The organism is Mitsuaria sp. MSU3D (assembly GCF_056867975.1).
The window spans coordinates 367,270-392,537 of record NZ_CP200314.1; the positions used below are offsets into that span (position 1 = coordinate 367,270).

At 68.1% G+C, this 25,268-nt stretch carries 24 protein-coding genes; 16 read left to right on the forward strand and 8 right to left on the reverse strand.

Annotated elements, in window-relative coordinates; genetic code table 11:
- Nucleotides 1-106 precede the first annotated feature (106 nt).
- On the forward strand, nucleotides 107-682 hold the full coding sequence (locus AC1VNM_RS01745; RefSeq protein ID WP_483105655.1) for a hypothetical protein: 576 nt from the start codon (nucleotides 107-109) through the stop codon (nucleotides 680-682).
- 12 nt (nucleotides 683-694) lie between these two features.
- Here the strand turns inward: AC1VNM_RS01745 and AC1VNM_RS01750 are convergent, their stop codons facing one another.
- The gene (locus tag AC1VNM_RS01750; RefSeq protein WP_483105656.1) at nucleotides 695-1,141 is read right to left on the reverse strand and encodes a winged helix-turn-helix transcriptional regulator; all 447 of its coding nucleotides are present in this window, start codon (nucleotides 1,139-1,141) and stop codon (nucleotides 695-697) included.
- Nucleotides 1,142-1,232: 91 nt separating this feature from the next.
- On the opposite strand from AC1VNM_RS01750, the gene AC1VNM_RS01755 reads away from it, so the two are divergent.
- Nucleotides 1,233-2,474 carry an MFS transporter gene (locus AC1VNM_RS01755; RefSeq protein WP_483109219.1) on the forward strand — a complete coding sequence of 414 codons (1,242 nt, stop codon included), beginning with the start codon at nucleotides 1,233-1,235 and terminating at the stop codon, nucleotides 2,472-2,474.
- Nucleotides 2,475-2,496: 22 nt separating this feature from the next.
- On the opposite strand, the gene AC1VNM_RS01760 is transcribed toward AC1VNM_RS01755, so the two are convergent.
- On the reverse strand, nucleotides 2,497-3,051 hold the full coding sequence (locus tag AC1VNM_RS01760; RefSeq protein ID WP_483105657.1) for a hypothetical protein: 555 nt from the start codon (nucleotides 3,049-3,051) through the stop codon (nucleotides 2,497-2,499).
- On the reverse strand, nucleotides 3,048-3,287 hold the full coding sequence (locus tag AC1VNM_RS01765; RefSeq protein WP_483105658.1) for a hypothetical protein: 240 nt from the start codon (nucleotides 3,285-3,287) through the stop codon (nucleotides 3,048-3,050). Before AC1VNM_RS01765 ends, AC1VNM_RS01760 begins: the two co-directional genes overlap by 4 nt.
- A 74-nt stretch (nucleotides 3,288-3,361) precedes the next feature.
- On the opposite strand from AC1VNM_RS01765, the gene AC1VNM_RS01770 reads away from it, so the two are divergent.
- From AC1VNM_RS01770 to AC1VNM_RS01800, 7 genes are all read left to right on the forward strand, one after another.
- Nucleotides 3,362-3,688: a hypothetical protein gene (locus AC1VNM_RS01770; RefSeq protein WP_483105659.1), complete on the forward strand. Its 327-nt coding sequence runs from the start codon at nucleotides 3,362-3,364 to the stop codon at nucleotides 3,686-3,688.
- Between the two features lie 312 nt (nucleotides 3,689-4,000).
- Nucleotides 4,001-4,321 carry a c-type cytochrome gene (locus AC1VNM_RS01775; RefSeq protein ID WP_483105660.1) on the forward strand — a complete coding sequence of 107 codons (321 nt, stop codon included), beginning with the start codon at nucleotides 4,001-4,003 and terminating at the stop codon, nucleotides 4,319-4,321.
- 2 nt (nucleotides 4,322-4,323) lie between these two features.
- Nucleotides 4,324-4,797, forward strand: a complete 474-nt coding sequence (locus tag AC1VNM_RS01780; protein WP_331617973.1) for a (2Fe-2S)-binding protein — start codon at nucleotides 4,324-4,326, stop codon at nucleotides 4,795-4,797.
- A complete protein-coding gene (locus tag AC1VNM_RS01785; RefSeq protein WP_483105661.1) occupies nucleotides 4,794-7,034 on the forward strand; it encodes a xanthine dehydrogenase family protein molybdopterin-binding subunit in 2,241 nt (746 codons plus the stop codon). Before AC1VNM_RS01780 ends, AC1VNM_RS01785 begins: the two co-directional genes overlap by 4 nt.
- A gap of 77 nt (nucleotides 7,035-7,111) precedes the next feature.
- A complete protein-coding gene (locus AC1VNM_RS01790) occupies nucleotides 7,112-7,696 on the forward strand; it encodes a TetR/AcrR family transcriptional regulator (RefSeq protein ID WP_483105662.1) in 585 nt (194 codons plus the stop codon).
- A gap of 101 nt (nucleotides 7,697-7,797) precedes the next feature.
- Nucleotides 7,798-8,547 (forward strand): SDR family NAD(P)-dependent oxidoreductase, encoded by a 750-nt coding sequence (locus AC1VNM_RS01795; protein ID WP_377156288.1) that lies wholly within the window; start codon nucleotides 7,798-7,800, stop codon nucleotides 8,545-8,547.
- A gap of 150 nt (nucleotides 8,548-8,697) precedes the next feature.
- Entirely contained in the window at nucleotides 8,698-9,795 is a 1,098-nt protein-coding gene (locus AC1VNM_RS01800; protein WP_483105663.1) for a threonine aldolase family protein, read from the forward strand.
- 151 nt (nucleotides 9,796-9,946) lie between these two features.
- Here AC1VNM_RS01800 and AC1VNM_RS01805 read toward each other — a convergent pair whose 3' ends face one another.
- Nucleotides 9,947-11,026 (reverse strand): hypothetical protein, encoded by a 1,080-nt coding sequence (locus AC1VNM_RS01805; RefSeq protein ID WP_483105664.1) that lies wholly within the window; start codon nucleotides 11,024-11,026, stop codon nucleotides 9,947-9,949.
- A 237-nt stretch (nucleotides 11,027-11,263) separates the two neighbouring features.
- Here AC1VNM_RS01805 and AC1VNM_RS01810 point away from each other — a divergent pair, with 237 nt between their 5' ends.
- On the forward strand, nucleotides 11,264-12,571 hold the full coding sequence (locus tag AC1VNM_RS01810) for a cyanophycinase (protein WP_377156282.1): 1,308 nt from the start codon (nucleotides 11,264-11,266) through the stop codon (nucleotides 12,569-12,571).
- 124 nt (nucleotides 12,572-12,695) lie between these two features.
- Here AC1VNM_RS01810 and AC1VNM_RS01815 read toward each other — a convergent pair whose 3' ends face one another.
- The 4 genes from AC1VNM_RS01815 to AC1VNM_RS01830 form a co-directional block, all read right to left on the reverse strand.
- Nucleotides 12,696-14,678, reverse strand: a complete 1,983-nt coding sequence (locus AC1VNM_RS01815) for a B12-binding domain-containing radical SAM protein (protein ID WP_483105665.1) — start codon at nucleotides 14,676-14,678, stop codon at nucleotides 12,696-12,698.
- A 106-nt stretch (nucleotides 14,679-14,784) separates the two neighbouring features.
- Nucleotides 14,785-15,135, reverse strand: a complete 351-nt coding sequence (locus tag AC1VNM_RS01820; RefSeq protein WP_377156279.1) for an HU family DNA-binding protein — start codon at nucleotides 15,133-15,135, stop codon at nucleotides 14,785-14,787.
- Nucleotides 15,136-15,404: 269 nt separating this feature from the next.
- Nucleotides 15,405-15,959, reverse strand: a complete 555-nt coding sequence (locus AC1VNM_RS01825; protein ID WP_377156278.1) for a LuxR C-terminal-related transcriptional regulator — start codon at nucleotides 15,957-15,959, stop codon at nucleotides 15,405-15,407.
- Between the two features lie 29 nt (nucleotides 15,960-15,988).
- Nucleotides 15,989-16,411, reverse strand: a complete 423-nt coding sequence (locus AC1VNM_RS01830) for a PaaI family thioesterase (RefSeq protein WP_483105666.1) — start codon at nucleotides 16,409-16,411, stop codon at nucleotides 15,989-15,991.
- A gap of 167 nt (nucleotides 16,412-16,578) precedes the next feature.
- Here AC1VNM_RS01830 and AC1VNM_RS01835 point away from each other — a divergent pair, with 167 nt between their 5' ends.
- The 6 genes from AC1VNM_RS01835 to AC1VNM_RS01860 all read left to right on the forward strand — a co-directional run bounded on the left by AC1VNM_RS01835 (nucleotide 16,579) and on the right by AC1VNM_RS01860 (nucleotide 25,104).
- On the forward strand, nucleotides 16,579-17,280 hold the full coding sequence (locus tag AC1VNM_RS01835; protein ID WP_377156275.1) for a CoA transferase subunit A: 702 nt from the start codon (nucleotides 16,579-16,581) through the stop codon (nucleotides 17,278-17,280).
- 10 nt (nucleotides 17,281-17,290) lie between these two features.
- On the forward strand, nucleotides 17,291-17,929 hold the full coding sequence (locus tag AC1VNM_RS01840) for a CoA transferase subunit B (RefSeq protein ID WP_483105667.1): 639 nt from the start codon (nucleotides 17,291-17,293) through the stop codon (nucleotides 17,927-17,929).
- A gap of 450 nt (nucleotides 17,930-18,379) precedes the next feature.
- Nucleotides 18,380-20,104, forward strand: a complete 1,725-nt coding sequence (locus AC1VNM_RS01845; protein ID WP_483105668.1) for a DUF1800 domain-containing protein — start codon at nucleotides 18,380-18,382, stop codon at nucleotides 20,102-20,104.
- A gap of 24 nt (nucleotides 20,105-20,128) precedes the next feature.
- Nucleotides 20,129-21,523 (forward strand): DUF1501 domain-containing protein, encoded by a 1,395-nt coding sequence (locus AC1VNM_RS01850; protein ID WP_377156270.1) that lies wholly within the window; start codon nucleotides 20,129-20,131, stop codon nucleotides 21,521-21,523.
- A 357-nt stretch (nucleotides 21,524-21,880) separates the two neighbouring features.
- Nucleotides 21,881-23,677: a DUF1800 domain-containing protein gene (locus tag AC1VNM_RS01855; protein ID WP_483105669.1), complete on the forward strand. Its 1,797-nt coding sequence runs from the start codon at nucleotides 21,881-21,883 to the stop codon at nucleotides 23,675-23,677.
- 38 nt (nucleotides 23,678-23,715) lie between these two features.
- On the forward strand, nucleotides 23,716-25,104 hold the full coding sequence (locus AC1VNM_RS01860; protein ID WP_483105670.1) for a DUF1501 domain-containing protein: 1,389 nt from the start codon (nucleotides 23,716-23,718) through the stop codon (nucleotides 25,102-25,104).
- The last annotated feature ends 164 nt before the right edge of the window (nucleotides 25,105-25,268 follow it).

Sequence of the window (25,268 nt, forward strand, 5' to 3'; positions counted from 1 at the left end):
CGGGCGCTTCGCGCGCCCGTTCCTCGACACGAAGGCCGTGGCGGCATGCCACGGCCTTTTTTCGTTGGGACGCCGTTTCCGTGTGACGTGGCAGACTGGGGAGATCATGAAGAAACTCCTCATCTGTGGAAGCCTCGCCGCCGCGTTGCTCGGCGTGCCCGGTATCGGTCGGTGCGCGGAGATCGTCCTGGAGCAGTCGGCGGTCCAGTCGCTGCTGATCGAAGGACTGTTCAGGGAAGAAGGGCGGCTCTATCTGCAGAAGGGCGCCTGCTACGCCTATCTCGAGGATCCCAAGGTGTCGCTCCAGAGCGGGCGAGTGGTCATCCGGGTCCATCTCAGCAGCAAGCTGGGTGTTCCCTCGGGACGGGACTGCCTTGGCGTCGGGTTGGCGAGCTGGGCGACAGTGTCAGCGGCTCCGGTCGCGCAGGGTCACGTTGTGCGCTTGACCGAGATCCGCGTGGACGAGGTGGAAGATCCCAACACGCGCAACCTCTTGAACCTGGGCCTCGCGCCAGCGTTGCCTGGTGCCGTCGAGTTCGATGTGAAGAAGGCGGTCGAGGAGATGCTCAAGGGCTCAGGGAGCCGCATGCAGGGGGAAGTGCAGGCGCTCAAGATCGACGCGGTGAAGGCCGGGGACAACAAGCTGTCGATCAACTTCGACTTCAAGCTGGTTGGCAGATGAGCAGGCCTCGGGTCAGGTCTTGCCCACGACCTCGAAGTCGTCGAAGCCTGAGGCCTCACCGCGCTTGTTCGTGACCGTCAGCCTGCCGACCGGCTGCCCCGTCTGCTTCTCCACCAGGCGCGAATGACGTTCGCCGCGGCGGAACAGATGGTCCTCGCCCCACTGGCGTAGCGCCACCACGATCGGGAAGAGCGTCTCTCCCTTGGCGGTCAGCACGTACTGCTGGTAGGCCGATCCGTCCGTTGCAGGCTGGACCTCCAGCACGCCGTCAGCGACCAGCGTCTTCAGGCGTGTCGCGAGGATGTTCTTCGCGACCCCCAGGCTGGTCTGGAAGTCTCCGAAGCGGGTGATGCCATCGAAGGCATCCCGCACGATGAGCAGCGACCACCGGTCCCCCACGATGTCCACCGCGCGGGCCACAGGACACGTCGCGTCGTTCATGCGTTTGCGCTCGGCCATCTCGATCTCCTATCGGCAGGTCAGGTCATCAGGTTGCATTTTAAAACCAGCTGATATGCTGGACTGGTTTCAAAACAAAACCAGTAGCGCCATGCCAGATCCTTCGTCCACGGGCTCGTCTTCAGAATCGATGCCCGCGCGGCAGCTCGTGCTGTTCGCCGTCACGGGCGGCGTCAGCGTCTCCAACGTCTATCTCGCTCAGCCGCTGCTCGACAGTCTGGCGACCGACTTCAACGTGGCGCCGGGTGCCATCGGCTCGATCGTGACGGCGACGCAGGTCGGGTCGGTGCTGGCACTGCTGCTGGTGGTGCCGCTCGGTGACCGGTACGCCAGAGGCCGGCTGATGCGGCTGCAGTTGATCGGGCTCGTGCTGTCCCTGCTGGCGGTCGCCATGGCCGGCCACTACGTCTTGCTGATGGGCGCGACGGTGCTCGTCGGCGCGCTGGGCACGGCGATGACACAGGGCATCCTGGCGTATGCGGCCAGCGCCGCGGCGCCGCGTGAACGCGGACGCGTGGTGGGCGCCACGCAAGGCGGCGTGGTCATCGGATTGTTGATGGCCCGCGTCTGGGCAGGCGGCATCGCGGATCTGCTCGGATGGCGAGGCGTCTATCTGGCATCCGCGGCCGTGGTTGCGGGTGTCGGAATCGTGGCTTGGCGACGGTTCCCGTCGCTGCCCACGACCCGGTCGAGCTTGAGCTATCCGCAGTTGGTCGGCTCGACGCTGGCGCTGCTGGGAACGGATCGCGTGCTCCTTCGCCGCGGCATCCTCGGCCTGCTGCTCTTCGCCGCGTTCAACGTCTTCTGGAGTGCGCTGTCGCTGCCGTTGACCGCCGCGCCGTATTCGCTCTCGCATTCGGCGGTTGGGGCGTTCGGGCTGCTGGGTGCGGTCGGGGCGTTGGCTGCCGGCAGGGCAGGGCGGTGGGTCGACCGCGGCTGGAGCCGACAGGCGAGCGCCGGTGCGCTGTTGCTGATGGTGCTCGCGTGGGCGCCGTTGGCGGGGATGGGAGCGTCGCTGTGGTGGGTGATGGCGGGCGTCGTCGTGCTCGACCTGGGGTGCCAGGCGTTGCATGTCATCAACCAGGCCCTGATCCTGCGCGGGCCGGCAGACTCGCACGGGCGGCTCATCGCTTGCTACATGCTGTTCTATGCTGTCGGCAGCGGGGCAGGGGCGATGGCATCGACGATGGTTTATGCCATGGGGGGATGGACGGCGGTGTGCTTGCTCGGCGCGGGGATCAGCGTGGTGGCGCTCGGGTACTGGGCTGCGGCTGAACTTCGGAATGGTCACTGCGCTACCGTGACCGTGGCAGGAGCGAAAGCAAGAACCTGAGCAGGTCGAACAACACCTGACCTTAGGGCTTGAGCGGCTCGCCCACACACGAGGCGACGTCACGCAGGTCCACGCAGGCAGTCTTGGGCAACGCTGCATATTTCGCCTGAACGGCGGCCAGGCAGCTCGCTGCTGTACGCGAGCGCTCGCGAAGTTGAATCACACCCTTGGCGTCGGCAGGTTCCTTGTCGATCAACGCCAATCCGGGGCGGTAGTACTGATCCAGGCTTCGACCTGCGTCTTGCGCGAAGTAGGCGTTTGTCAGCGGACAGGCATCCTTTCCCTTCGACGACGCCAGCGTCTGGTTGGCCGCAAGAACAGCTCGCCAGTAGGCGTCGCCGGCCATCAGGTAGGCGTGCGAAGTCGCGTGGTTGGGATACGAGTTCATGTAGGCCTTCAGCGCCTTGTCGAATCGACCTTCTTGATAGGCGCGGTCACCGTCGCGGTTGAGCGCAGCCGCGGCCTTCCGATCTTCTTCGGCCGCGGCCTTGGGTCCTCCGGCGCATGCCAGAGTAAGTGCAAGCAGCGAGGCGAGGATGGGGGCGAGCGCGAACCGCGAGAGTGCCTTCGTACTCATCGTTCACGCGCCGGCTTGCCCTTGACGGTCAACAGAGCGACCCCGCGTCCGTCGGCGGTGCGATGGCTGAGCAGCGTTTCGTGAATCGCCGGCCAACGCGCGAAGTCCATGACCGTCACGCACCCATCGGAGACATTGCCGATGTGGACGTAGCGGCTGTTGTTGCCGAACAGGATAGGAAACCACACCTGATCGAACGTCAGTTGGGGTTCCACTCGCCGGTAGAAGCGGGTCATGTTCGCATCGTGCGGGACGTCCTGCGCCAGTCAGGCTGACGATAGAGAAGCCGCTTTGGGAAACTAACGCGAGCATGACGAAGGCGTTCAGGCCAGCGTCGACGAAGGAAGCGCAAATGCAAGCAGCGGTTGAAGCGATAGTCGGGCTGGGGCCACTCCCTGCCTCTGCCGTGGCGGAAGTGCCGACGTTGGAGATGTTCGAGCGACTATTGCAGCAGGTCAGCAGGCCCGTATCCGACACGGAGGCCACGGTACTCTGCGGACTCTTTGGTCCTGATGACTGCTTTGGCCTGGCTTGGTCGCTGCTGCATCTGATCGAAACCGCCCCTGGCTGGCCGATGGAGACTGCACTGGCGCTGGTCGTGAGCCCCTGGCAAGTCACTCTGCGGCAAAGGCTGTGAAGGCAAGCCAGGAATCGCCGTACCGGCCGATGAACCAGGTTTTGCAGACCTTCCATGGAGCAGCGAGGGCGAGCAAGCGACCAGACGGCCTGCCGCCTTCACGTCAGAAGGCTTTACCCGTGATGTCGTGCCGGTAGACGCATGCCGAGAGGCTTCCGGCTGGGGCATTCACTGTCTCCGCGCCGTGCACTGCGGTGCGGGGCGCCCGCCGCCCAAAGCAGGCTTTCGCGCATTGTGGGCGGCTGCTCTCGCGCCTAGAGTGCCTGCACGGCGCCAACGCCGCCTCGAAAAGCCACTTCGGAGAAGCCATTCATGAGGAAGCTGTCCGCACTCGCGTGCTGTGCGCTGCTGGTCGCCGTGCCGGGTCTTGCCCTGGCCAACCCCGCGCTCGCGCAGAAGAAGAACTGCATGGCCTGCCACGCCGTCGACAAGCGGCTCGTCGGGCCGTCGTTCAAGGACATCGCGTCCAAGTACGCGAAGCAGGACGGCGTCGCCGCGGACCTCGCCACGCGCATCGTCAAGGGCAGCTCGGGCCGCTGGGGTCCCGTGCCCATGCCCGCCAATCCGCAGGTGAGCGCCGAGGAGGCCCAGGCGCTCTCCACTTGGATCCTGGAACAGGGAGGCAAGCCATGACCATGACCGAGCTGAACGTCAACAACCGGCAACTGCGCGCGGACGTCGACGGCGACACGCCGCTGCTGTGGGTGCTGCGCGAAGAGCTGCAGCTCACCGGCACGAAGTACGGCTGCGGCGTCGCGCAGTGCGGCGCCTGCACGGTGCACCTGGACGGCGCGGCGCTGCGCTCATGCGTGATGCCGGCCAGCGCGGTGCCGGCCACCGCGAAGATCGTGACGATCGAGGGACTGGGCCAGACGCGGCTGAAGGTCGTGCAGGAGGCCTGGGCCGAACTCGATGTCGCGCAGTGCGGCTACTGCCAGCCCGGGATGATCATGGCCGCCGCCGCCCTGATCGCCCAGACGCCCGATCCCAGCGATGAAGACATCCGCACGGGCATCACCAACATCTGCCGCTGCGGGACCTATCCGCGGGTGCTGGCCGCGACCAAGCTGGCCGCCCAACGCCTGCGCGGCGCGGGAGCCCAGCGATGAGCGCCGCAACCACCAACGCCGCCGCAGCCACCAACGCCGCCGCGACGGGCGCGACGCGACGCCATTTCCTGAAAGCGACCGGCCTCGCGGCGGGTGGCCTCGCTCTTGAGTTCACGCTGCCCGTGACCGGCGCGATGGCGCAAGCGCAGACGCCGGCTCAGGCACCGTCGTCGGGCGCGGCGCCGGCTGGCGAAGTGACGGCCTGGCTGCTGATTCATCCCGATGAGTCCGTCGTCATCCGCATCGCGCGGGCGGAGATGGGGCAGGGCACCTTGACCGGGCTCGCGCAGCTCGTGGCCGAGGAGCTCGAATGCAACTGGGCCAACGTCCGCTTCGAGCTGGTGAAGCCCGGCGTCAACCGGGCGCGTGCCCGTGTGTGGCGCGACATGGGCACCGGCGGCTCGCGCGGCATCCGCGGCTCGCAGGACTACGTGCGCAAGGCCGGCGCGGCCGCGCGCTCGATGCTGGTCAGCGCGGCCGCCCAGCAGTGGGCCGTGCCCGTCGCCGAATGCACCGTGGACAGCGGCACGATCCGCCATGCGGCCTCCAAGCGCCAGACCACCTTCGGCGCCGTCGCCGCAGCGGCGAACAAGCTGCCGATCCCCGAGGACGTCGTCCTCAAGGATCCGTCGCAGTGGCGCATCGCCGGCAAGCCGCTGAAGCGGCTCGACACCGCGGACAAGCTCAACGGCTCGCTGGTCTACGGCATGGACCTGCGCCTGCCCGGGATGATCGTCGCGCTGCCCAAGGCCTGTCCCGTCCATGGCGGCACGCTGGTGAGCTTCGACAAGCAGGCCGTGCTCAAGATGCCGGGCGTGCGCGACGTGATCAAGGTCGACGACGCCACCCTCGCCGTGCTCGCGGACCGCTTCTGGCAAGCGAAGCGCGCGCTCGACGCCTTGCCCATCGTCTGGGACAAGGGGCCGAACGCGTCGGTCAGCAGCGCCTCCATCGCCGCGATGATCAGCGAGGGCCTGCAGGGCGACACGCCCTTCGTCGGCAACCGGCTGGGCGATGCGAAGGCGCAGCTGCAGGGCGCTTCCCGCGTGATCGAGGCCGACTACGGCACGCCGTTCCAGAACCACGCGCCGATGGAGCCGCTGTCCGCCACCGTGCAGTGGACGCCGCAGCGCTGCGACGTCTGGGCGCCGACGCAGGTGGCCGAAGCGGCGCTCGCGACGGTGGCCGACGCCGCGGGGCTCGATATCACCGCCTGCGAGGTCCACCCGATGCGCATTGGCGGCAGCTTCGGGCGCCGCCTCGCAACGGACTACTTGGCGATGGCCGTACGCATCGCCAGGCAGCGCCCCGGCGTGCCCGTCAAGATGATGTGGACGCGCGAGGAGGACATGCTCCAGGGTCGCTTCCATCCGGTGACGCAGTGCCGACTGCGCGCGACGCTCGATGGGCAGGGCCGCATCGCCGCGCTGCACATGCGCATCGCCGGCCAGTCCATCACGTCCTTCGTCAACCCGAAGGCGATCACCGCCAACGGCGACGCGACCGTGTTCCAGGGCCTGCTCGCGGATTCGCCGGAAGGTCACTTCGGCTACGAGGTGCCGCACCTGCTGATCGACCACGCGATGCGCAATCCGCATGTGCGTCCCGGCTACTGGCGCGGCGTGAACACCAACCAGAACGCGATCTACAGCGAGTGCTTCATCGACGAGCTCGCGCACGCCGCCGGCAAGGATCCCTTCGAGTTCCGCAAGCAGCACATGGCCAAGCGGCCCAAGCACCTGGCGGTGCTGCAGGCCGTGGCCGATCGCGCCGGTTGGAGCAAGCCGGCGCCCAAGGGCGTGTTCCGCGGCATCGCGCAGTACATGGGCTTTGGCAGCTACACGGCCGCGGTCGCGGAGGTGTCCGTCAAGGACGGGCAACTCAAGGTGCTCCGCATCGTCGCGGCCACCGACCCCGGCCATGTCGTCAATCCGCAGCAGGTGGAAGCGCAGGTGGCGGGTTCGTTCGTGTACGGGCTGGGCGCGGCACTGTTCGGCGGCAACACCGTGAAGGACGGCGCCATCGCGGAGACCAACTTCGACACCTACGGCGTCATGCGCCTGTACGACATGCCGGCGGTGGAGGTGATCGTCATGCCGTCGGGCGGCTTCTGGGGCGGCGTCGGCGAGCCGACGATCGCGGTGGCCGCGCCGGCCGTGCTCAACGCGGTGTTCGCGGCTACCGGCAAGCGGATCCGGCAACTGCCGTTGAAGGACACGGACCTGTCGAAGGCGTGAGCTCTGCGATCGGCGTGAGACCGGACGGAAACTACGGCTATTGACCGATCGGTCCAATACGCCGTAGGATCCGTCCCATGCCACGCGAACGCCGCTTTTCCGAAGCCGAAGTCCTGGAGCGTCTGACCGACGTCTTCGCGACGCACGGCTATGCGAGCACGAGCCTGGCGCTCCTGCAGGAAGCGACCGGCCTGGGCAAGCAGAGCCTGTACAACACCTTCGGCGACAAGCAGGCCATGTACCTGCAGGCCATCGACTGCGCGGTGCAACGCGCTGCGCATACGGTCGCCGCAGTGCAGGCCGCGGAGACCGGCCGCCTGGCGATCGAGGTGTACTTCGAGGCGATGGTCGCCAGCTGCAGCAGTCCCAACCCCGTCGACAAGCATTGCATCGTCACCAGCGGCCTGCTGGAAGGCCTGTCCGATGCACCGTTGGCCTGGGCGCTGACGAGCCGTTGGCAGGCCACGCACGAGATGCTGCGCGCAGCTGTCGAGCGCGGTCAGCGGGATGGCTCGATCGCCAACAGGACACCGTCGGCGGAGCTCGCCGAACTGATGATTGCGCTGACCAGCGGGTTGCGCGTGGCCGCACAGGCGGGCCGCAGCCGCGAACAGATGGAGCGCTCCGTGGCGCTCGCGACGGCGGTGCTCGACAGGGCGTGATCCGCCGCTGAACACCGCCCCTCCACCCCGATTTCCCACCGGCCGCGTGAGCGGCTTTTCTTTCCCCCTATTTTGACCGATCGGTCTATTTGGAGCACATCATGAGCAAGTCCCTTGCAGGAAAAATCGCCCTGGTCACCGGCGCCTCGCGCGGCATCGGCGCCGCCATCGCGCAGCGTCTCGCCGCCGACGGCGCGGAGGTCGTGCTGCACTACGGCAGCGGCCGCGATGAAGTGGAAACGCTGGCAGCGTCGGTGCGCGCTGCCGGCGGCAAGGCCCATGTGGTCCAGGCGGACCTGTCGGCCGTCGACGGCGGCCAGCAACTGGTCGAACGCGTGACGGCGCTGAAGCTGCCGCGCGTCGACATCCTCGTCAACAACGCCGGCATCGCCGTGTTCGCCGGCCTGGCCGACACCAGCGTCGAGGACTTCGAGCGCCTCGTCAGCGTCAACATGCGCAGCCTGTTCCACGTCACGAAGGGCGTGGTGCCGGTGATGCCCGACGGCGGCCGCGTCATCAACATCGGCACGGCGGCGACGCGTATCGCGTTCCCGGGCATCACGGCCTACTCCGCGAGCAAGGGCTTTGTGGACGCGTTGACGCTGCAACTGGCGGCTGAGCTGGGCCCGCGCAACATCACGGTCAACGTCGTGGCGCCCGGCGCCATCGACACCCGCATGAGCGCCTGGATCAACGAGCCGGGCGGCAAGGAAACGCTGGCGCAGGTGCAGGCGCTGCCGGGCGTCGGCAAGCCGGAATTCGTGGCCGGCGTGGTCGCCTTCCTGGCGGGGCCGGACGGTGCCTGGACCACCGGGCAGATCGTCGACGCGAGCGGCGGCACGAAGCTGTAAGCCAGGCGGTGTGGGGCGAGGCGGACCGGAGCGGGGCGAGGCGCAAAGACGGCGCCTCGTCGAGCCCCGTGCCGCGTGCTGCGAGTCCGCGAGTCCGCGAGTCCGCGATCGTGATTCAATCGCGATCCGGTTGCCGCGAGCGAGACAGCGATGACGCCCTCTGAGATCCAAGCCCTGAAGAAGCGCTGCACCCGGTGGGTGTCAGGTTTTGCGCCCCGATCGTTCGCCGAGGATCTGGAAGCTGTCGCGGCCTGGGCGCGGGCGAACGACGTCGCTGCCGACGTGTACGGCGACGGTGGCGCAGTCACACTGCTGGAGCAGCGCGTCGCCGGTCTGTTGGGAAAGCCGGCCGCCGTCTTCATGCCCAGCGGCGTCATGGCGCAGCTGATCGCCTTGCGCCTCCACGCGGACGACAAGCGTCTGCAGCGCTTCGGCATGCACGCGACCTGCCATCTGGCAACGGAAGAGGAACAGGCCTATTCCCATGTGATGGGGCTGCATGCGGCGTTCCTCGGGCAGTCCCACCGGACGCTCAACAGGAGCGATCTGGAACAGCCCGCGGAGGTCTTGGCCGCCGTGGTGCTCGAACTCCCGGCGCGCGTGATCGGCGGGCAGTCCCCCACATGGGAGGAACTGGTCGCGATCAAGGCCTGGGGGATGGAGACGGACACAAGACTCCACCTCGATGGCGCGCGCCTGTGGGAGGCGGCCGCGTGGTACGGGAAGGACTACGCCGATCTCGCCGCCGGCTTCGACACCGTCTATGTCTCGACCTACAAGGGGCTCGGCGGATTCTCGGGCGCGCTGCTCGCGGGTGAGGAACGCGTCATGGCCCAGGCGCGCCTGTGGCGGCGACGCATGGGCGGAACGATCTATCAACTGGCGCCGCTCGCGGCATCGGCGGCCTGCCGTCTGGACGAGCGCCTGGCGCTGATGCCTCGCCTGTTCGAGCGCACGGCGCAGGTGGTCCAGGCGTTGAGCCAGGTCGACGGCCTCCGGATCAATCCCACCGCGCCGCACGCGAACATGTTCCATGTCCACATGGACGGCGAGGTGCAACGCCTCGTGGAGGCGCGCAACGCGATCGCCGAGAACGACGGCCTCTGGCTGTTCAATGCCGCGCGCGAAATGGGCTCTCCGGGTCGGGCAGTGACGGAGATCTATGTCGGCGACAACCTGCTCGCCTTGGGCGACGAGGTCGTCGTTGCAGCGTTCAAGCGATTGATCGATCTCGCGGGTCGGGCCTGAGCTCGCTCACCCGGCGCGTCGGTAGACGGCGCCGGACCGCGTAGCAACGCGGTCTCCGCCGGAGGAGTTCGCCGCGTTGACGACCCGGTAGCACGCCCCGTCACGATGCTTCCGGCGATGGCGAAGAAGCGGAGCTCCGCTTCGATCGGCATCAGCGGGGCCTTTTCGCCCCCTTCGTCGCCGCCTTCGTCGCCGTCTTCTGCCCCGTCTTCTGCCCCGTCTTCTTCCCCTTCTTCGCGGGAGCGTCCGGCGCCTTCTTCATCGCCTTTGCGGACTTCGGCGACGCGTGTCCCGATTCGCGCAGCGCCGACTCCAGCGCGCGGAGTCCCGCCGCTGCCGGTGGGGTGTCGGACGCCGCGATTTCACCGGTCGTCCAGGTCTGGGCCAAGGCCGTCAAGGTGGCGTTGCATGTCGCCGCGGCGAGCTTCTTGTAGCCCTGTGCTGTCAGATGGATCTCGTTCGCCCAGTCATTGCTGACGCCGGTCGTGCCCGGCGCCGCCGGGGTGCTGCCGCCGCGCGTGTCCAGCACGAGGAAACCGCCGATGCGTGCCTTCACCTGATGCTCGAGGAAGTCGTGGAACCAGTCCACCAGCACGTGGGCCACGGCGTTCCAGTCGCCCTTCGGAATGCCGGCCATCTCGAACGCCGGTGCCATCCAGGCGTTCGATCCGCCGCCGATCACCGGCGCAAAGCGCGGCGTCATGTAGTCGTAGACATGCGTGATGATGACCATGCCGGCGAAGTTGCCGTCGCGCAGCGCGTCCAGCTTCACATAGGCCTCCATCAATTCCTCGCAGAGGTTGGTCCAGCCGGACTGCGACAGGTAGCGCGCGACGCCGAGACTCGCGTCCTGCCACTCGTCCTGCCGGCGCAGGATGCGCTGCGAGAGATCGAAGCCGGGGCTGCGGCGGATCCAGTCGATCAGATCGTTGCCGCCGCCTGAGATCATGAGCGCGCGCCAGTTGGGCGCGCCTCTCGCCGTCATCGCCTGATTGAACTTCGAAAACTTCTTCGCGTCCGGCAGGTCGCGCAGCAACTGGCCCGGCATGGCGTAGTTGACGATGCCGACGTCCTTGCCGAAGTCCAGGGCGTTGAACAGGCTTCCCGTCAGCCAGGTCGGCAATGAGCCGAAAGAGCCCCACGAGTCGCCGTGCGCGATCACCGGGACGAACTGGTTGAAATCGGTCCGCCCTTGTCTCAGGTCCTCGTTCGAGTACATCTTCGTCGTCATCGCGTGTCTCCTCGGCCCGGATCGGACCGTGGACGAGTATGGAAACGCGCTTGTCATGCGTCATCCCACAGGGAGGGGACGCGCTCGGACACTCCCGTGCCCGCTTCTGCCGTGCGGTGTCCGCCCCGATCGATACCCATCCGTTCAGGGGAGGGCGGGCCGTAATGCCCGTTCGTATCCCCAGGTTGAAGGTGGAGCCTGCTTCCCATCTGGCATGCGATATGCAAGATAGGCGGCATGCATGCCTTCCGACTCCTCTCGATCCGGGTCCGCGCGCTGCTCGCCGCGGCGGCGTTGCTGGGTGCCGGCGCCGCCTCGGCCCAGACCGCCATCGTCATCGGCGGTGCGCTGCGCATGGACAACGACGCTGTCTGGCAGCGCATCGTCCAGGAGGCCGGCGGCCCCGGCAAGGCGCATTTCGCCGTGCTCGCCACCGCCGCGGCCAATCCGGAGCTCTCCGCCAAGCTCATCATCGACGTGCTCAGGAAACACGGCGCGCAGGCCGAGCACATCCCCGTGGCGCCGCGACTCGAAGGCGCCGACCTGCAGAAGAACCTCAACGACCCCGAGCTGATCGCGAAGGTGCGCGCTTCCAATGCCGTCTTCTTCTCGGGCGGCGCGCAGGGCTTCATCGTCGACACGCTGCAGCCTGACGGGCGGCGCACGGCGATGCTCGATGCCATCTGGGATGTCTATCGGCGCGGCGGTGTCGTCGCGGGCACCAGCGCCGGCGCGGCCATCATGAGCCGCGTGATGTTCCGCGATGCGCTCAACGTCATGGAGGTCATGCGCGGCACGCTGCGCGAGGGCCATGAGATCGACCAGGGCCTCGGCTTCGTCGGCAGCGAGCTGTTCGTCGACCAGCACTTCCTCAAGCGCGGGCGCATCGGCCGCATGCTGCCGCTGATGATGGCCAAGGGCTACCGCTTCGGGCTCGGCGTCGAGGAGAACAGCGCCGCCGTCGTGCATGGCGATCGCATCGATGTCATCGGCGGACGAGGCGCGCTGTTCGTCGACCTGCGCGATGCGCGCAGCGATCCGTCGCTGGGCATGTTCAACGTGCGCGGCGCGCGGCTCAGCTACCTCGACAACGGCGACCGCCACGACCTGCGCTCCGGCGTCACGATGCCGGCGCCCAGAAAGACCGCCGCCGGATCCCCCGTGCCGGTCCGTGCCTCGATGCAGGGAGGGGCTGCTTCCTCACGCGGGCCGGTGGACAGCTTCCAGCCGGACATCCTCGGCGACAACCGCATCGTCCAGGCGATGACTGAACTGCTGAGTTCGCCTGCGGCCGAGGTGCGCGCGATGGCGGCGCGCATCCGTCCCGACGCCACCGGCGATCGCGACCGCACCGGCTTTGTCTTCCGGCTCTATCGCGGTGCGGACACGCAGGGATGGATCGACACCGATGGCGACGCGAAGGACGTCACGCTGCTCGATGTGCGGCTCGACATCCGCCCGGTGCGCTTGCCCGATCCTGGTGCGGGTCCCACGACGAACGCGGTCCCGGCCGCAACGATGATCGCGCCCGCCGGCATGCGCTGACCAGCGCCAACCAAGGCCCGAAGTCAGCGAGTGATGGTGGGGCCGGAATGGTGCTTGGGGGTCCTGGAGGGATCCCCCATGCACCGTGGAGAGCCCGCGCCTGGCAGCGCGGACGCCGGCATCCTCACGCGTCCAACGCCTCGGCGATGAACTGCTTGGACACCTTGGGCTTCGGCACCCTGACGCTGAACCAGCGTCGCACGTCCTGCTCCACGCCGATGCCGTGCATGAAGTTGTAGAGCGCCTTCTTGAGTGCTTCCCCCATGGCATCGTGGTCCGTGCCGGTGGGGTCGACGAAGCCGACGTCGTTCTTCGCGAACGGCGACGGCGGCAGCGGCAGCAGTTCGACGCCGAAGGCTTTCGGGTCCTGTCCCACCGGAGAGTGCACCGTGCAGGCGAAGCGGTGGAAGAAGCCGCTCTGGATGCAGCCGTTCTCGAAGAGCTGGCGCACGTACTCGAGCGCATCGACGGTGTCCTGCACCGTCTGCGTCGGGAAGCCGTACATCAGGTAGGCGTGGACGAGGATGCCGGATTCGGTGAACGCGCGCGTCACGCGCGCCACCTGCTCGACGGACACGCCTTTCTGCATCAGCTTCAACAGTCGATCGGACGCGACCTCCAGCCCGCCGCTGATCGCGATGCAGCCGCTGTCGGCGAGCAACTGGCAGAGCTCGGGGGTGAAGGTCTTCTCGAAGCGCACGTTGCCCCACCAGCTGATGGACACGCCGCGATCGATCAGCTCCTGCGCCAGCGCCTTCAGCACCTTGGGCGGTGCCGCCTCGTCGACGAAGTGGAAGCCGGTCTGGCCCGTCTCCGCGACGATCGCCTCGATGCGGTCCACCAGCGTCTTCGCCGAGGCTGCCTCGTAACGCGAGATGTAGTCCAGCGTGATGTCGCAGAAGCTGCACTTCTTCCAATAGCAGCCGTGCGCGATGGTCAGCTTGTTCCAGCGGCCGTCGCTCCACAGCCGGTTCATCGGGTTCAGCATGTCCAGCAGCGACAGGTAGTCGTGCAACGGCAGACCGTCCCAGGTCGGCGTGCCGACGTCCTCGAAGGGGACGTCCGGCTCGACGAAGTTGATGTAGCGGACCTGGCCCGCCCGCGTGCCTCCGGCGCGCTCCGCGTCCTCGCCGTCGTCCTCGCGGATGAAGCAGCGCACCAGCCGCTGCCGGCTGCGCTTGCCGGCGATGTGATCGAGCAGCGCCAGCAGCGGCCGCTCGCCCGCGTCCAGCGACACGAAGTCCACGTAGTCGAAGAGGCGCGGCTCGGTCAGCTCGCGCAACTCGGTGTTGACGAAGCCGCCGCCGAACAGGATCTTGATGTGGGGCCGCTCGCGCTTGATCGTCTGCCCGATGCGCAGCGCCGCGTAGACGGCGCCGGGGAAGGGCGCCGAGAGCAGCACCACGTCGGGCTGTTCCGCATCGATCGCGGCGAGCGTCAGCTCGCGCAGCAGGTCGTCGACAAGGTTGGGCGGCGCGCTCAGCGCGTCGTGCAACGGATCGAAGGTCGGCTGGCTGGTCGCCAGCTGCTCGGCGTAACGGACGAACTCGAAACGCGGATCGACCGATTCGCGCAGCACGTCGGCGAGGTCGTTCAGGTACAGCGTCGCCAGGTGCCGCGCGCGGTCCTGCAGCCCCAGCGCGCCGAAGGCCCAGGCCAGCGGATCCTCGCCGTCATCGGCGACGTAGACCTCCAGCGTCTGGAATCGAGCGCCTTCGGGCAGGAAAGTCCGTGTGTTGATGCGGTGCGCCAGCGTCGGGTCGCGCCCCTGCAGGAACGCGATCGCCGGCGCGATCGTGGCGAAGTAGCGGTCGAAGGACTCGTCGAAATGGCGCGACGCGATGCCGCGGTCCGGCAGCGGGATCGCCTGCACGGCGGCCCGCACGCGTGTCAGGCCGTCGCGGGAGAACAGCTTGAGCACCAGCGCCAGCGCCAGATCGCGCTGCGCCGCCTGGAAGCCGCGCGAGCGCAGGAAACCCGTCAGGTACGCGGTGGACGGGTAGGGCGTGTTGAGCTGCGTCATCGGGGGGATGAGCGAGAGCACGCGCGGGGAGGGCGCAAGGGCGGGCGTCGGGGCGGACGCGGCGGTGGGCGCGGGGGCGGACATGTCGGAACTGTAGGAGCAAAAAAACAAACCCGGCAGAAGCCGGGTTTGTTCGGTACCGCCCGGATCGCTGAAGCGACCCTGGCGATCGGCGTGCGCCAGAAGTGGATTACTTCTTGGCGGCCTTCTTGGCGGGCTTGGCGGCAGCCTTGGCCGGCTTGGCGGCAGCCTTGCGAGCGGCAGCCTTCGGGTCCACGGCGGCCTTGAAGCCGGCGCCCGGGGTGAACTTCGGCAGCTTGGCGGCGGCGATCTTGATCTTGTCGCCGGTGCTGGGGTTCACGCCGGTGCGGGCGGCACGGGCGTGTTGCTTGAAGGCGCCAAAGCCCGGGATGGAGACAGCGCCACCCTTCTTCACCGTGGACACCACCGCGTCCAGCAGCGTTTCCAGGATGCGGCCAGCTTCGGCCTTGGTCAGTTCGTGCTTGGAAGCCAGGTGTTCGATCAGTTCAGTCTTGTTCATTCGTTTGACTCTGCGGTTAAGGCCCGGCTTCACGCCGGACGGCGCGTATTGTGCGTGAGAAATCACGCGCGCATCCCCGGGTTGCCCCGCAAATCATCGATGAAATCGCCTATCCGGGGTCACGTCTTGCTCGATTGCCGTATCCATCGGTGCTTCTGAGGATCTTGTGAGCGCTTGCAACGAGGTTTCCATCCTGTTGCCAAGGGGGCATTCCAGGTGAATTCTCCCAGGCTTCAGGCCTTGCCCGGCAATACGTCACGCAAGGAATCTCATGACACGAGCAGGCGATGGACAAGGTCCGGCGTGCTCGCCGCGCCGTATTTCTTCATCAAGCGTGCGCGGTACACATCGACCGTGCGCGGGCTGACGCCGAGCTTGCGGCCGATCAGCTTGCTGGTGAGGCCTTCGATCAGCAGGGCGGCGATCTCGCGCTCGCGCGGCGTGAGGTCGGCCTTGAGCTGGCGTGTCGCGGACAGGTCCTCGAAACTCCAGATGCCGCTCGCATGCGGCTGCGACGGGTCCAGCGCGCGGCCCGACACGTGGCACCAGAACAGCTCGCCCGCGCGCGATCCGCCGACGCGCTTCATCACGCGCTCGTCGGCGTAATAGCCGGCGGCATCGAGGCTCGCGACGATGCGCTCGCCGGTGCGCTCGAATTCGACGGGGCTTGGATACAGCAGCGCGAAGCTGTGGCCGATCAGCTGCTCGCGCTGCGCGCCGAAGATCTCCAGCACCAGCCGGTTGCAGTCCTTGATCAGGCGGTTCTCGGAAATCACCAGCCCGATCGGGGCCTGGTCGAACGCGGTGCGGTAGTCGAGGCTCATGGGAAGCAGGTCGGAACGGGCTGCAACAGTCACAACAGCGCGTAGGTCGTCGTCGACTGCACGGCCAGCCGGCCCTGCTCGTCGAGCAGGTCGATCTGCCCGAACGCCAGGTTCCTGCCGCGGCGTAGCAGGCGCGCCTCGATCGTGCAGCGGGCGCCGGAGACCGGGCGGATGAAGGTCGATTGCAGCTGGACGGTCGTCATCGGGCGGAACTCGCCCAGCTCTCGCATCATCAGCAACACCATCGCCGTGTCGGCCGCGGCCATCGACGCCTGCCCGCACATCACGCCGCCGACGTGGACCAGCTCGGGCGCGACCGGCATCGTCAATCGCAGCAGCCCATCTTCCGCATGGACGGGCTCCAGGCCGAGTGCGACGATCCAGGGCGCGAAGATCTTCGGGATCTGCGCGCGCAGCGCGTCCAGGGACAGGGCGTCCGGGGGCAGGGTCATCGGGCTTCCTTCGGGGACTCGGTGGCGGGATGGCTGCGCGGGGAGGCAGCGGCGGATGCTTAATCAATTCTACGTAGCGCTTACCTAATGCCTTACGTAGTAGATTGCTCGACCAGTTCTGGACCAGTTCTGAAACCCGTGGATCAACGGCAAGCAGGAGACATCGGATGAACAAGCTTTTCCCCAATGCCAAGGCGGCGTTGGACGGCATCGTGGCGGACGGCCAGTTGCTGGCCGTCGGCGGCTTCGGCCTGTGCGGCATTCCGGAGGCGCTGATCGCGGCGCTGCGGGACAGCGGCACCAAGGGCCTGACCGTCATCAGCAACAACGCGGGCGTGGACGGCTTCGGCCTGGGCCAGCTGCTCGAGACGCGGCAGATCAGGAAGATGATCTCCAGCTACGTCGGCGAGAACAAGGAGTTCGAGCGCCAGTACCTGGCGGGCGAGCTCGAACTCGAGTTCACGCCGCAGGGCACGCTGGCCGAGAAGCTGCGCGCCGGCGGCGCGGGCATCCCGGCCTTCTTCACGCGCACCGGCGTCGGCACGCTGGTGGCCGAGGGCAAGGAGATCCGCGAGTTCGACGGCCATCAGTACGTGATGGAGCGCGCGCTCAATCCGGATGTGGCGCTGGTCAAGGCGCACATCGCCGACAAGAGCGGCAACCTGATCTTCCGGCGCACGGCGCGCAACTTCAATCCGGCCTGCGCGATGGCCGGCAAGGTCACGGTGGTGGAGGTGGAGCAGGTCGTCGAGGTCGGCGAGCTGGATCCCGACAGCATCCATCTGCCCGGGATCTACGTGCACCGCATCGTGCACAACCCGAATCCTGAGAAGCGCATCGAGAAGCGCACCATCCGCCCCGCGGCTTGAGGAGAGAGACATGCCCTGGACCCAAGACCAGATGGCGGCACGTGCCGCGCAGGAACTGGAAGACGGCTTCTACGTGAATCTCGGCATCGGCATTCCGACGCTGGTGGCGAACTTCGTGCCGGCGGACAAGGAAGTGTGGCTGCAGAGCGAGAACGGCATGCTCGGCATCGGCCCGTTCCCGACGGAGGACGAGGTCGACGCCGACCTCATCAACGCCGGCAAGCAGACGGTGACGACGATGCCTGGCTCGTCCATCTTCGGCAGCCATGACAGCTTCGCGATGATCCGCGGCGGCAAGATCAACCTCAGCATCCTGGGCGCGATGCAGGTCAGCGAGCACGGTGACCTCGCCAACTGGATGATCCCCGGCAAGATGGTGAAGGGCATGGGCGGCGCGATGGACCTGGTCGCCGGCGTCAAGCGCGTGATCGTGCTGATGGAGCACGTCGCCCGCAAGAAGGACGGCACCGAGGACCTGAAGATCATCCCGACCTGCACGCTGCCGCTGACGGGCGTGGGCGTGGTCAACCGCATCATCACGGACCTGGCCGTGATGGACGTGACTCCGCAGGGCCTGAAGCTGGTCGAGCTCGCCCCCGAAGTGACCCGCGAGTTCGTGCAGAGCAAGACCGGCGTGACGCTGATCTGAGCAAGACCTGGCCCCACTCGTGGCAAGACCTGCCACACGTACTCCCCAGGCCCCTGGGCAGCGAGAGCGGATGGGGCCGGAAGGGTGCTGGGGGTTCCCGGAGGGATGCCCCCTGCACCCTGGAGCGCCCGCGCTTGGCTTCTCGCAGGAGAGTGCGCAATGCCCCCGCCGCTGGCCCTCACCCCTACCCTCTCCCGCAAGCGGGGGAGGGAGTCACGCCACACGTGCCGCGCGCAGGAAAATGGCAGTCCAGGCATCTCATGTGCCACGCGCGGGCGATGTATTTCCAGTTCGTTTCTCGCGCATATCCCACCCCGACAAGTTCGACTCGTGAATAAATCACGCCGCAACAGCCTGTTGCCGCGCCTTTCACAAGTTGTACGAATGACGGTGAATTGAAGTCCGGTCCTCGCCACCATCCCGCATCCGCTGCCTGGAGCCGATGCCGAGATGACTGCCGCCGCCACTACCCACTTTGCACCGCCCGCACTGCCCGACGACGATCGCGTCGTTGAAGACACCACCACCGTCGGCACGACGGCCGCCCTGGCGGCCGCCGCTGCTGCGGCACTGCTCGCGGCCTGCGGCGGCGGCGGTGGGGGCGGCGACAGCACCGCCGGCCCGGACAGCGATCCCCAGACCAACGTGCCCACGACCGAACCCGAGGCGGCGCGCTTCCTCGGCCAGGCCGGTTTTGCCGCCAGCGCGGCGGACCTGACCAGCGTCAAGACGGTCGGTTTCGCGCGCTGGCTGGACCAGCAGTTCGACGCGCCGCGCACGCAGAGCCACTATGACTGGCTCGTGGCCAAGGGCAAGGGCGCCGAGGCCAACCGCTACAGCCTGGACGGTGTCGACGCGACGCTGTGGCGCAAGCTGATCGGCTCGCCCGACCAGTTGCGCCAGCGCGTGGTGCTGGCCTTGTCGGAGATTTTCGTCGTCTCGATGAACGGCCTGCCGATCGCGTGGCCGCAATTCGCGACCGCCGGCTACGTCGACATGCTGGAAGAGCGTTGCTTCGGCAGCTTCCGCGCGCTGATCGAGGGCGTGACGCTGTCCCCGGCGATGGGCGTCTACCTGGCCATGCGCGGCAACCGCAAGGAAGACGTGAAGAGCGGCCGCCAGCCCGACGAGAACTACGCCCGCGAGGTGATGCAGCTGTTCACCATCGGCCTGAACCAGCTCAATGCCGACGGCACGCCCAAGATGGTCAACGGCAAGACCGTCGACACCTACACGCTGCAGCAGATCACCGATCTGGCGCGCGTGTTCACGGGCTGGGACTTCGACGTCGACTCCTCCGACGTGGAGGGCCTCGACTTCAGCTACATGAAGCGCCCGATGCGGCAGAACGCCTCGCGCTTCTCCACCGGCGAGAAGAAGGTGCTGGACGCCGTCATCCCCGCGACGGCCGACGGCGCCGCCGCGATGAAGGTCGCGCTGGACACGCTGACCGCGCATCCCAACGTCGGCCCGTTCATCGGCCGACAACTGATCCAGCGCCTGGTGGCCTCGAACCCGAGCCCCGCCTACGTGCAGCGCGTCGCCGCGGTCTTCGACAACAACGGCAAGGGCGTGCGCGGCGACATGCGCGCGGTGATCCGCGCGATCCTGCTCGACACCGAGGCCCGCACGCGGTCCACCGCGCCCAGCGCCGGCAAGCTGCGCGAGCCGCTGCAGCGCATGATCCAGTGGGCGCGCACCGTGGGCCTGAGCTCGCCCGGCGACCTCTGGGCCGTCGGCGACACCAGCAACCCGTCGTCGCGCCTGGGGCAGAGCCCGATGCGCAGCGGCTCGGTCTTCAACTTCTTCCGGCCCGGTTATGTGCCGCCCAACTCGCAGCTGGGCACCAACAACGTGACCGCGCCCGAGTTCCAGCTCTGCAACGAGAGCACCGTCGCCGGCTACCTGAACTACATGCAGGGCCTGATCGGCAACGGCGTCAGCGACATGAAGCCCGATTACACCGCCGATCTCGCGCTGGTCGCCGACGTCCCGGCGCTGGTGCGGCGCCAGGCGCAGCTGATGGGCGGCGGCGACATCTCGGAGGCCACGATCACCACGATCGCCACCGCCGTCGCCACGATCAAGGCCGACACCGATACCAACAAGCTGAACCGCGTCAAGGCCTCCTGGCTGATGGTGCTGGCGGCGCCCGAATACCAGGTCCAGAAATAACCAGCCGTGAGCGGAGTGCCGACCATGACCCACCTCTCCAAGCTTCCCTCGCTGCGCCGTCGCGAATTCCTCAAGCGCGCCTCGGCGGTCTCCATCGCCGGCACCGCCGCGCCCTGGGCGCTGCAGCTGGCCGCCATCGGCGAGGCCGCCGCGGCCGCCGCGCCGGGCGACTACAAGGCCATCGTCTGCCTGTTCATGTACGGCGGCAACGACTATGGCAACACGGTGATCCCGTACGACACGGCGAACTACCAGGCCTACGCCAACATCCGCCAGGCGCTGGCGATCCCGCGCGATCAGCTCGCCGCCACGGCGCTGACGCCGTCCCTCGCGCTGCCCGACAGCCGGCAGCTGGCGCTGGCGCCGACGATGAACCGGCTCAAGCCGGTCTTCGACGCGGGCCGGCTCGCGGTGATGCTCAACATCGGCCCGCTGATGCAGCCGACGACGCTCGCCCAGTACAAGGCCGCCAACGTGCCGTTGCCGCCCAAGCTGTTCTCGCACAACGACCAGTCCAGCCTCTGGCAATCGTCGCGGCCCGAAGGCGCGACCTCCGGCTGGGGCGGTCGCGTGGCCGACCAGTTCCTGTCCAGCAACGGCAACGCCACCTTCAGCTGCATCAACGTCTCCGGCAATGCCGTCTTCATGTCGGGCGGCCAGGCGGTGCAGTACCAGATGAGCAGCAGCGGCGCCGTCGCCATCAATGGCGCGAACCGCTCGCTGTTCGGCTCCGCCGCGTGTGCGGAAGCGCTGCGCGGCATGATCACCGGCGAGCGCCAGCACTGGATGGAGCAGGAGCTGAACCGCGTCACCGCACGCTCGGTCAATGCGCAGGGCACGATCACCACGGCGCTGTCCACCACCACGCTGCAGACGCCGTTCGAGACCAACGGCAACGGCCTGGCGGCCCAGCTGCAGACGGTGGCGCGCCTGATCGGCGCCCGCGCCTCGCTGGGCGTGCAGCGGCAGGTGTACTTCGTGTCGATCGGCGGCTTCGACCTGCACGACAACCTGATGTCGCAGCAGCCGGTGCTGCTGGGCAACGTCGGCAGCGCGATGGCGAGTTTCGACGCGGCGCTGGTCGAGCTCGGCGTCGCCCAGAACGTCACGACCTTCACGGCCTCCGACTTCGGTCGCACGCTGAGCTCCAACGGCGACGGTTCCGACCACGGCTGGGGCAGCCACCACCTGGTCATGGGCGGCGCGGTGAAGGGCGGTCGTTTCTACGGCACGGCGCCGACGGTCGCCGTCAACGGTCCCGACGACGTCGGCCAGGGCCGGCTGCTGCCGACCACCTCGGTCGACCAGCTGGCCGCGACGCTGGCGCTGTGGATGGGCGTGCCCGCGACCGACCTGCCGGGGATCCTTCCGGGGATCGTGAACTTCAACCAGAAAGACCTCGGGCTCTTTGCGGCCTGATTTCGAACATCTCGGCGGCGATCGCCGGGACTGGCCGGTTTGTACGCGCCAATTACATCGGGCGAGGTCGGCGTGACCGGGGATCGAGGACGCGTCGGGACCGCGTCGACGGGATCGGGACGGGACCGGAGGGTCAGGTCGTGAGAAGTCGCACGGGCCGTTCGAGGAAGCCGGAACAAATACCGGTCGATCGTCGGGAGCGCCGATGATCACGGGGGAAACGGGCGACTGTCGAGGTCGAACGGCACGGTAACCGGATGCGTTTCCGGGCCTTTCCGCTGTTGCGGATCGGATGCTGATTTCGGGGGCGGGACTCTCTAGAGTCGCGGCCGTCAGCAGTAACGACGCACCCCCACCATGTTCCGTTTCCCCTGGTCTTCCGCAGCCGTCACGGCTGCTGCCGCTGCCCTCAGCGCCTGCGGCGGCGGGGGAGGCGGCGGCGATTCGTCCGCAGCCCCGTCCGGCTCCGGGCAGACGCCCGACGGCTCGCCCGCTCCAGCGCCCTCGACGGCGCCGAGCCCGACGCCTGCGCCGGCACCAGCGCCTGCTCCTGAACCCCCGCCCGCACCCGCGCCCGCGCCGGACCCCGCACCGGCCCCGTCGCCCGCTCCCGCGGCGAGCATCGTCCTGCCGCTGCCCAACGACGCCCAGGCCTCGCGCTTCCTCGCGCAGGCGGGCTTCGCCGCGAGCGAGGCCGACATCGCCACGCTGAAGTCCGTCGGCTACAACAACTGGCTGGACCTGCAGTTCCTCGCACCGCGCACCGAGTCGCACTGGGACTGGCTCACGCGCAACGGCTACGCGACCGACGCCAGGAAGAACGCCAACTTCGACGGCTTCCCCAACAGCGTGTGGCGCAAGCTCATCGCTTCTCCGGACCAACTGCGGCAGCGCATGGTGCTGGCGCTGTCGGAGATCTTCGTCGTCTCCGCCGTGGGCGCGACGCTGCCATGGCGGACGATGATGCTGGCCGCCTACGCGGACGTGCTGGAGGACCATGCGTTCGGCACCTTCCGCGGCCTGTTGGAGGCGGTGGCGCTGTCGCCGGCGATGGGCACCTTCCTGGCCATGCGCGGCAGCCGGAACGACGACGGCAAGGGCCGCCAGCCCGACGAGAACTTCGCCCGCGAGGTGATGCAGCTGTTCACCATCGGACTGGTGCAGCTGAACCTGGACGGCTCCGTGCAGACCGCCGCCGGCCGGCCGATCGAGACCTACGACCAGACCACGGTCACGCAGCTGGCGCGCGCCTTCACCGGATGGGACTTCGACACCGCGAACGCCGCGGGTGCCGATCCTTCCTTCATGCGCCGTCCGATGGTGCACAACGCGGCCAACTTCTCGAGCGGCGCGAAGTCGGTGCTGGGCAGCACCATCTCCGCGGGCGTCGACGGCCCGACCGCGCTGCGCCAGGCGCTGGACACGCTGGCCAATCATCCGAACGTCGGGCCCTTCTTCGGCCGGCAGTTGATTCAGCGCTTCGTCTGCTCCCACCCGAGCGGCGCCTACGTGCAGCGCGTGGCGCAGGTGTTCAACAACAACGGCCAAGGGGTGCGCGGCGACCTGAAGGCGGTGCTGCGCGCCGTGCTGCTGGATCCCGAGGCGCGCCTGATCGAGGCCGGCGTGAGCAGCTCCGGCAAGCTGCGCGAGCCGGTGCTGCGCTTCGTCCAGGTGGCGAGGTCGGTCAAGCTGAGCTCGGCCGGCCAGTGGACCATCCCCGAGACCAGCGACCCCGAGACCCGGCTCGGCCAGAGTCCGTTCTTCAGCCCGTCGGTCTTCAACTTCTATCGGCCGGGCTACGTGCCGCCGAACTCGTCGATGACGGCGACCGGCGTCACCGCGCCGGAGTTCCAGCTGCTCAACGAGGTGACGGTCACCGGCTACCTGAACTTCATGCAGACGCTGCTGACGACCGGGCAGGGCGATGCGAAGCCGGACCTGACGGACGACATGGCGCTCTCCACCGACGCACGCGCGATGGTGGCGCGGCAGGCGCTGCTGCTCGGCGGCGGTGCGGTCTCCGACGCGACGCAGCAGCGCATCGCGGCCGCGGTCACGACGATCGCGGCCAACACCGACGACGGCAAGATCAACCGCGCCCGAGCCGGTTGGATGCTGCTGCTCGCCTGCCCCGAATACCAGATCCAGAAATGACGACGTCGCCCTGCGGCGACGTTCACCGGAGAACTTCCGTGGCTCATGTGTCCAAGCTGTCCTCGCTGCATCGTCGCGAGTTCCTCAAGCGCGCTTCGGTCGCGTCCGCCGTGGGCGCCGCCGCGCCGTGGGCCTTGCAGCTCGCCGCGATCGGCGACGCCGCCGCCGCGACGACGGGCGGCGACTACAAGGCGCTGGTGTGCGTGTTCCTGTACGGCGGGAACGACCACGGCAACACCGTGATCCCGTACGACGCCGTCAGCCACCAGGCCTACACGGCCATCCGCCCGACGCTGGCGATCGGACGCGACGCGCTCGCGGCCACCGCACTGGCGCCGACGGTGGCGCTGCCGGACGGCCGCCAGATGGCGCTGGCGCCGGGGCTCTCGGCGATCAAGCCCGTCTTCGACGCTGGCCGGCTCGCGGTGATGCTGAACATCGGCACGCTGACCGCGCCGATGACGCTGGCGCAGTTCAAGTCCGGCGCGGTGCCGGCGCCGCCCAAGCTGTTCTCCCACAACGACCAGTCCAGCCTCTGGCAGTCCTCCAACGTCGAGGGCGCGCGGACCGGGTGGGGCGGTCGCATGGCCGACCTCATGCTGTCGGGCAACGGCCGCGCGGGGCTGACCTGCATCAATGTCTACGGCAACGCGGTCTTCCAGGCCGGCGACGCCGCGTTCCAGTACCTGACCGGCCCGGGCGGCAAGAAGCCGATCACCGGCATCGGCAGCCAGGTGTTCGGGTCGACCTCCTGCGCCAAACTGCTGCGGGCGCTGATCACCGAGGAGCGGACCCATCCGATGGAATCGGAGCTCAACCGCGTGACCGCCCGCTCGATCGATCTGCAGACGACGCTGAGCACCGCGCTGACCGGCGGGGCGACGCTGTCCACCGCCTTCGCGGCGGACGCGCTGGCGCGACAGCTGAAGATGGTGGCGAGCCTGATCGCCGCGCGTTCCTCGCTGGGCATGACGCGGCAGGTCTACTTCGTCGGCCTGGGCGGCTTCGACCTGCATGACGGCTTGACGACGCGCCATCCGGCGCTGATGCAGCAGGTCGGCGGGGCGATGGCAAGCTTCGACGCCGCGCTGCGGGAGCTGGGCATGGCCGACCAAGTCACGACCTTCACCGCGTCGGACTTCGGCCGCACGCTCAGCAGCAACGGCGACGGCACCGATCACGGCTGGGGCGCGCATCACCTGGTGATGGGCGGGGCGGTCAAGGGCGGACGCTTCTACGGCACGGCGCCGTCGGTCAGCGTCAACGGGCCGGACGACGTCGGCCAGGGCCGGCTGCTGCCGACCACCTCGGTGGACCAACTCGCGTCGACGCTGGCGCTGTGGATGGGCGTGCCGCCTTCCGAGCTGCGGACGGTGCTGCCCAACATCGGCAACTTCGCCGGCACGGATCTCGGCTTCATGTCCTGACGCACCATCGTGGATCGCAGACGACCCCGATGGATAGGGGTTTCTCCGCGATCCGGCGGGCTCCCGGCAAATCGGCCCGGAAACCGACATGCCCGCTCCCCCAACCCTAGGGGGCGCCGCCGGTCGAGTTCTGCTACGCAAGACCCTGACGTTCTCCTAACATC

Coding starts and splice junctions, on each gene's coding strand:
- AC1VNM_RS01810 (WP_377156282.1), top strand. CDS start 11,264: ATGCATGCCTTCCGACTCCTCTCGATCCGGGTCCGCGCGCTGCTCGCC.
- AC1VNM_RS01825 (WP_377156278.1), bottom strand. CDS start 15,959: ATGAGCCTCGACTACCGCACCGCGTTCGACCAGGCCCCGATCGGGCTG.
- AC1VNM_RS01750 (WP_483105656.1), bottom strand. CDS start 1,141: ATGGCCGAGCGCAAACGCATGAACGACGCGACGTGTCCTGTGGCCCGC.
- AC1VNM_RS01815 (WP_483105665.1), bottom strand. CDS start 14,678: ATGTCCGCCCCCGCGCCCACCGCCGCGTCCGCCCCGACGCCCGCCCTT.
- AC1VNM_RS01795 (WP_377156288.1), top strand. CDS start 7,798: ATGAGCAAGTCCCTTGCAGGAAAAATCGCCCTGGTCACCGGCGCCTCG.
- AC1VNM_RS01780 (WP_331617973.1), top strand. CDS start 4,324: ATGACCGAGCTGAACGTCAACAACCGGCAACTGCGCGCGGACGTCGAC.
- AC1VNM_RS01855 (WP_483105669.1), top strand. CDS start 21,881: ATGTTCCGTTTCCCCTGGTCTTCCGCAGCCGTCACGGCTGCTGCCGCT.
- AC1VNM_RS01765 (WP_483105658.1), bottom strand. CDS start 3,287: ATGACCCGCTTCTACCGGCGAGTGGAACCCCAACTGACGTTCGATCAG.
- AC1VNM_RS01840 (WP_483105667.1), top strand. CDS start 17,291: ATGCCCTGGACCCAAGACCAGATGGCGGCACGTGCCGCGCAGGAACTG.
- AC1VNM_RS01775 (WP_483105660.1), top strand. CDS start 4,001: ATGAGGAAGCTGTCCGCACTCGCGTGCTGTGCGCTGCTGGTCGCCGTG.
- AC1VNM_RS01835 (WP_377156275.1), top strand. CDS start 16,579: ATGAACAAGCTTTTCCCCAATGCCAAGGCGGCGTTGGACGGCATCGTG.
- AC1VNM_RS01770 (WP_483105659.1), top strand. CDS start 3,362: ATGACGAAGGCGTTCAGGCCAGCGTCGACGAAGGAAGCGCAAATGCAA.
- AC1VNM_RS01785 (WP_483105661.1), top strand. CDS start 4,794: ATGAGCGCCGCAACCACCAACGCCGCCGCAGCCACCAACGCCGCCGCG.
- AC1VNM_RS01755 (WP_483109219.1), top strand. CDS start 1,233: ATGCCAGATCCTTCGTCCACGGGCTCGTCTTCAGAATCGATGCCCGCG.
- AC1VNM_RS01805 (WP_483105664.1), bottom strand. CDS start 11,026: ATGACGACGAAGATGTACTCGAACGAGGACCTGAGACAAGGGCGGACC.
- AC1VNM_RS01790 (WP_483105662.1), top strand. CDS start 7,112: ATGCCACGCGAACGCCGCTTTTCCGAAGCCGAAGTCCTGGAGCGTCTG.
- AC1VNM_RS01760 (WP_483105657.1), bottom strand. CDS start 3,051: ATGAGTACGAAGGCACTCTCGCGGTTCGCGCTCGCCCCCATCCTCGCC.
- AC1VNM_RS01845 (WP_483105668.1), top strand. CDS start 18,380: ATGACTGCCGCCGCCACTACCCACTTTGCACCGCCCGCACTGCCCGAC.
- AC1VNM_RS01850 (WP_377156270.1), top strand. CDS start 20,129: ATGACCCACCTCTCCAAGCTTCCCTCGCTGCGCCGTCGCGAATTCCTC.
- AC1VNM_RS01830 (WP_483105666.1), bottom strand. CDS start 16,411: ATGACCCTGCCCCCGGACGCCCTGTCCCTGGACGCGCTGCGCGCGCAG.
- AC1VNM_RS01820 (WP_377156279.1), bottom strand. CDS start 15,135: ATGAACAAGACTGAACTGATCGAACACCTGGCTTCCAAGCACGAACTG.
- AC1VNM_RS01745 (WP_483105655.1), top strand. CDS start 107: ATGAAGAAACTCCTCATCTGTGGAAGCCTCGCCGCCGCGTTGCTCGGC.
- AC1VNM_RS01800 (WP_483105663.1), top strand. CDS start 8,698: ATGACGCCCTCTGAGATCCAAGCCCTGAAGAAGCGCTGCACCCGGTGG.